The following is a 4,512-nucleotide window of genomic DNA, read 5'->3' on the forward strand; positions in this document are numbered from 1 at the left end:
TGTAGCCAGCGACTAAATTCCGGGCGGTCTCGCACCGGCACATTTGCAACCATATCACCCAGATCCGACTATTTGTCAACCATATCTGCGGAATCCGTATGACTCTTAATCAGTGGGTTCTCGGTTCAAGTCCGAGGGGGTGCACCACAGAAGGCCCGGTCAGACGCATCATCTGACCGGGCCTTCGTCGTCGGCGGACACCGGGATGGCTTCACCCCGGCGATCGACCCGCCCGAGAACCCCGTCGAAGACGACGGAGGCGCGGGCGACCTCGAGGGCCGGCCCGCGCCTCCGGCGTCCGGTGTGGTGCGGCTACTGGCCGTCGCGGGGGACCTGCGAGGCGGCGTCGCGGCCGGTCACGGGGTACGGGCCGGTCATGCCCTCGCGCAGGCGGGCGGCGGCCAGGATGCGGTCGCGCTGCAGGTGCCAACCGAGCATCAGCAGGGGGATGATCACGACGAGCGACATGACCGTGAACGACCCGATCGGCCAGTCGATCGCCATCAGCACGACCACCGCGGCCAGGAACGCCAGCGTCAGGTAGCTCGTCACCGGCGCACCCGGCAACTTGAACGACGGTTCCTTCGCCTTGCCCTCCTTCGCCCACTGACGAAGCCGCATCTGGCAGAGGATGATCGTGCCCCACGCCGTCAGGATGCCCAGCGACGCGATGTTCAGCACGATCTCGAACGCCGTGTTCGCCCCGACGATCGCGTTGAGCACCACGCCCAACAGGGTGATGCTCGCGGTCAGCAGGATGCCGCCGAACGGCACCCCGCCCTTCGACATCTTCGTCGTGAACTTCGGGGCCGACCCGTTCATGCCCATCGAGTGCAGCACCCGACCGGTCGAGTAGAGCCCGGCGTTGAGGCTCGACAGTGCCGCCGTGACGACGACGAAGTTCATGATCGACCCCGCGATGTCGCCCACCTCGGGGCTGCCGATGCTGCTGAAGAACGTGACGAACGGGCTCTCGCCGGCCTTGTACGCCGTGTAGGGCAGCAGCAGCGACAGCAACACCAGCGACCCGACGTAGAACACGGCGATGCGGATGATGACCGTGTTGATCGCGCGCGGCACGACCTTCTCGGGGTTCTGGGTCTCGCCCGACGCCGTGCCCACCAACTCGATCGCGGCGTAGGCGAAGACGACGCCCTGCACCACGATCACGGCGGGCAGCAGGCCGTTCGGCAGGATGCCCGACGACGCCACCAGGCCCCAGCCGGTGTCGACCGCTGCGCCGTCGTGCGTGACGGGGAACGCCGCCGCGAGCCACACAACGCCGACCACGAGGAACACCACGAGGGCGGCGACCTTGATGATGGCGAACCAGAACTCCATCTCGCCGAAGACCTTCACGGCCAACAGGTTGACCGAGAGCACCACGGCGAGGGCGACGAGGGCCAGCAGCCAGTCGGGTGCCGCCGTGAACGCCGACCAGTAGTGCAGGTAGAGGGCCACCGCGGTGACGTCGACGATGGCCGTCATCGCCCAGTTCAGGAAGTACATCCACCCGGCCGCGTACGCGAACTTCTCACCGAAGAACTCGCGCGCGTACGAGACGAACGACCCCGACGACGGGCGATGCAGCACCAGCTCGCCGAGGGCGCGCAGGATGAAGAAGGCGAAGACGCCGCAGATCGCGAACACGAGCGCGAGCGCCGGGCCGGCCGACGCCAGCCGCCCGCCGGCCCCGAGGAGGAGCCCCGTGCCGATCGCACCGCCGATGGCGATCATCTGCAACTGACGGGGCTTCAGACCGTGTTGGAAGCCCTCTTGCTCGTGCGAGAAGTCTTGCGGGAGGTGGGTCTCGGTGGAGGCGTCGCCGCCCCCGTTCGTGGGACTCGTCATCGGTCGACCGTAGCCCCTATCGGTTTCGTCCGCATCACGGCCGTGAGACGGGTGAACCCCCAGGAGGCGCGGTGCCGAGTCACATCCGCATAACGAATGGGTGACGACCGACATCCCCGGAGGCATGGGCGACACGCCGGGGTGGGGTGCACCAGGGGTTCCTCCTGGACGGGTTCGCAATTCGGATGAACGACGGATGTCGGCTACGGTCGTGGAGGCCCGGGAGACCGGGCCCGTCATCATCAGGACGCGCCGACCGATGGTCCGACCAGTTCGGGTTCCGGTCGTCGTACGGTCTGGTGGCGCGAGGGTCCGGTCCCATGACCGACCCGGCGGAGGTCAGGTTCGCCCCGTGACATCACGGTGGGCTTGAGCCGACACGGTCCGCACGCGTCGTCGACCCGTCCGCCCGACCCGATCGCCGCCGACGGCGAGCCGGCCCGAGCGGCCGGTGCCCCCTCGGCGTGCCTGGAGACACCTGTGACCACTACGCCAGCCGTGCGTGCCCGGAACCTGTACAAGGTGTTCGGCCGCCGACCCAAGGACGCCGTCGCCCGACTCGAGGCCGGCGCCTCACGTGCCGAGGCCGCGGGCCTCGGCACCGCCGCCGTCATCGACGCGTCGTTCGACGTCCAGCCCGGCGAGATCTTCGTCGTGATGGGGCTGTCCGGCTCGGGCAAATCGACGCTCATCCGCATGCTGAACGGCCTGCTCGAGCCCACGTCCGGTTCGGTCGAGGTCGCGGGCTCCGCGATCTCGGACGTCCCGGCCAAGCGGCTCCGCGAGGTGCGTCGGAAGAACGTGTCGATGGTGTTCCAGCACTTCGCGCTGCTGCCGCACCGCACCGTCATCGACAACGTCGCCTACGGCCTCGAGGTGCAGGGGGTCGCGAAGGCGGCCCGTCTGGCCAAGGCCCGCGAGGTCACCGAGATCGTCGGCCTCGCCGGCTGGGAGGACGAGCTGCCGAGCCAGCTCTCGGGCGGCATGCAGCAGCGCGTCGGCCTGGCCCGCGCCCTCGCCGCCGAGACCGACATCCTGCTGATGGACGAGGCGTTCTCGGCCCTCGATCCGCTGATCCGCCGCGAGATGCAGGAGCAGCTCGTCGAGCTGCAGGCGAAGCTCGGCAAGACGATCGTCTTCATCACCCACGACCTGAACGAGGCGATGTTCCTCGGGGACCGCATCGCCGTGATGCGCGACGGCCGCATCGTGCAGATCGGCACGCCCGAGGACATCCTCACCGACCCGGCCAACGACTACGTCGCCCAGTTCGTGCAGGACGTCGACCGGGCGCGCGTCCTCACGGCGGCCAGCGTCATGGAGCCCGCCCGGGCGGTCGTCCCGCTCACGGTCGGCCCCCGGGGCGCCCTGCGGTCACTGCGCGACCTGCAGACCGCCGCCCTGTTCGTCACCGGCCGCGACCGCAAGCTCCTCGGCTGGGTGCGCGACCGTCACGTCATGCGCCAGGTCAAGGCCAACGACACCGACCTCGCGGCCATCGTCAACGCCGAGTTCTCGAAGGTCGGGCCCGAGGCGGCCCTCGTCGACCTCTTCGAGCTGGCCGTCGAGAGCCCGCTGCCGATCGCCGTCGTCGACGACGCCGACCGCCTGCTCGGCGTCATCCCGCGCGTGACCCTGCTCGCGGCGCTCGGCAACGTCGACACGACCACCTCGCCCATCCCCGTGCTCGAGCCCGTCACCCGCATCTCGGACGTCGAGCTCGACGCCACCCTCGAAGGAGCCACCCGATGAACGAGTACCTCCGCATCCCCTTCGGCTCCTGGGTCTCGGACGTCGTCGACTGGATCACCACCAACCTCGGCGGCTTCTTCGACGTCATCCGCCTGGTCTTCACGTTCTTCTACGAGTGGGTCGCGTACTTCCTGAGCGCGCCTCCGTTCTGGGCGGTCGTCATCGTGATCGCGGCCCTCGCCTTCGTCGCGAAGGGCTGGAAGTTCTCGGTCGGCACCGCCGTCGGCCTGCTGTTCATCGGCACGGTCAACCAGTGGGACAACGCGATGTCGAGCCTCGCCCTCGTGCTCGTCGCGAGCACGCTCGCGATCGCGCTGAGCATCCCGCTCGGCGTGCTCGCCGCGAAGTCGACCGTGGCGTCGCAGATCATCCGGCCCGTGCTCGACTTCATGCAGACGACGCCCGCGTTCGTCTACCTCATCCCGGCCCTGCTGCTGTTCCGCGTCGGCGTCGTGCCCGGCATCGTCGCGACCATCGTCTTCGCCATGGCCCCCGGCGTCCGCCTGACCGAGCTCGGCATCCGCGGAGTCGACAAAGAGGTGGTCGAGGCCGGCCAGGCGTTCGGCTCGTCGCCGTGGCGGATCCTGCGACAGATCCAGCTGCCGCTCGCGAAGCCCAGCATCATGGCCGGCGTCAACCAGGTCATCATGCTCTCGCTGTCGATGGTCGTCATCGCCGGCATGGTCGGCGCGGGCGGGTTGGGCGGCGACATCGTCGCGAGCCTCAACCGCATCGACGTCGGATTGGGTGCCGAGGCCGGCATCTCGGTCGTCATCCTGGCGATCGTGCTCGACCGCATGACCGCGGCGCTCGGCTCCGACCGTCACGGTCGGCGGGTGGCGGGGGCGCAGAACCGCCGGTCGGTCCCGCCGACCCCGGCGCCCGACCGCTGTCTCTTATAGCCCTCCC

3 protein-coding genes are annotated in these 4,512 nt (G+C 69.1%); 2 read left to right on the forward strand and 1 reads right to left on the reverse strand.

The features are described 5' to 3' along the window. Positions 1-312: 312 nt before the first annotated feature. Complete coding sequence (locus AEQ27_RS04275) at positions 313-1,851, reverse strand: amino acid permease (protein WP_054145544.1); 1,539 nt, start codon at positions 1,849-1,851, stop codon at positions 313-315. 480 nt (positions 1,852-2,331) lie between these two features. Between AEQ27_RS04275 and AEQ27_RS04280 the strand changes: the two genes are divergently transcribed. After that, positions 2,332-3,603, forward strand: a complete 1,272-nt coding sequence (locus AEQ27_RS04280) for a glycine betaine/L-proline ABC transporter ATP-binding protein (protein ID WP_200908319.1) — start codon at positions 2,332-2,334, stop codon at positions 3,601-3,603. Next, complete coding sequence (locus AEQ27_RS04285; RefSeq protein WP_054145546.1) at positions 3,600-4,505, forward strand: proline/glycine betaine ABC transporter permease; 906 nt, start codon at positions 3,600-3,602, stop codon at positions 4,503-4,505. The genes AEQ27_RS04280 and AEQ27_RS04285 overlap by 4 nt, the downstream gene beginning before the upstream one ends. Positions 4,506-4,512 lie beyond the last annotated feature (7 nt).

It is taken from the genome of Frigoribacterium sp. RIT-PI-h, from assembly GCF_001297205.1.
Classification (GTDB): domain Bacteria; phylum Actinomycetota; class Actinomycetes; order Actinomycetales; family Microbacteriaceae; genus Frigoribacterium.

Bases quoted from the DNA above. Each gene is read 5' to 3' on its own strand.
- AEQ27_RS04275 (WP_054145544.1), bottom strand. From the start codon at position 1,851: ATGACGAGTCCCACGAACGGGGGCGGCGACGCCTCCACCGAGACCCAC.
- AEQ27_RS04285 (WP_054145546.1), top strand. From the start codon at position 3,600: ATGAACGAGTACCTCCGCATCCCCTTCGGCTCCTGGGTCTCGGACGTC.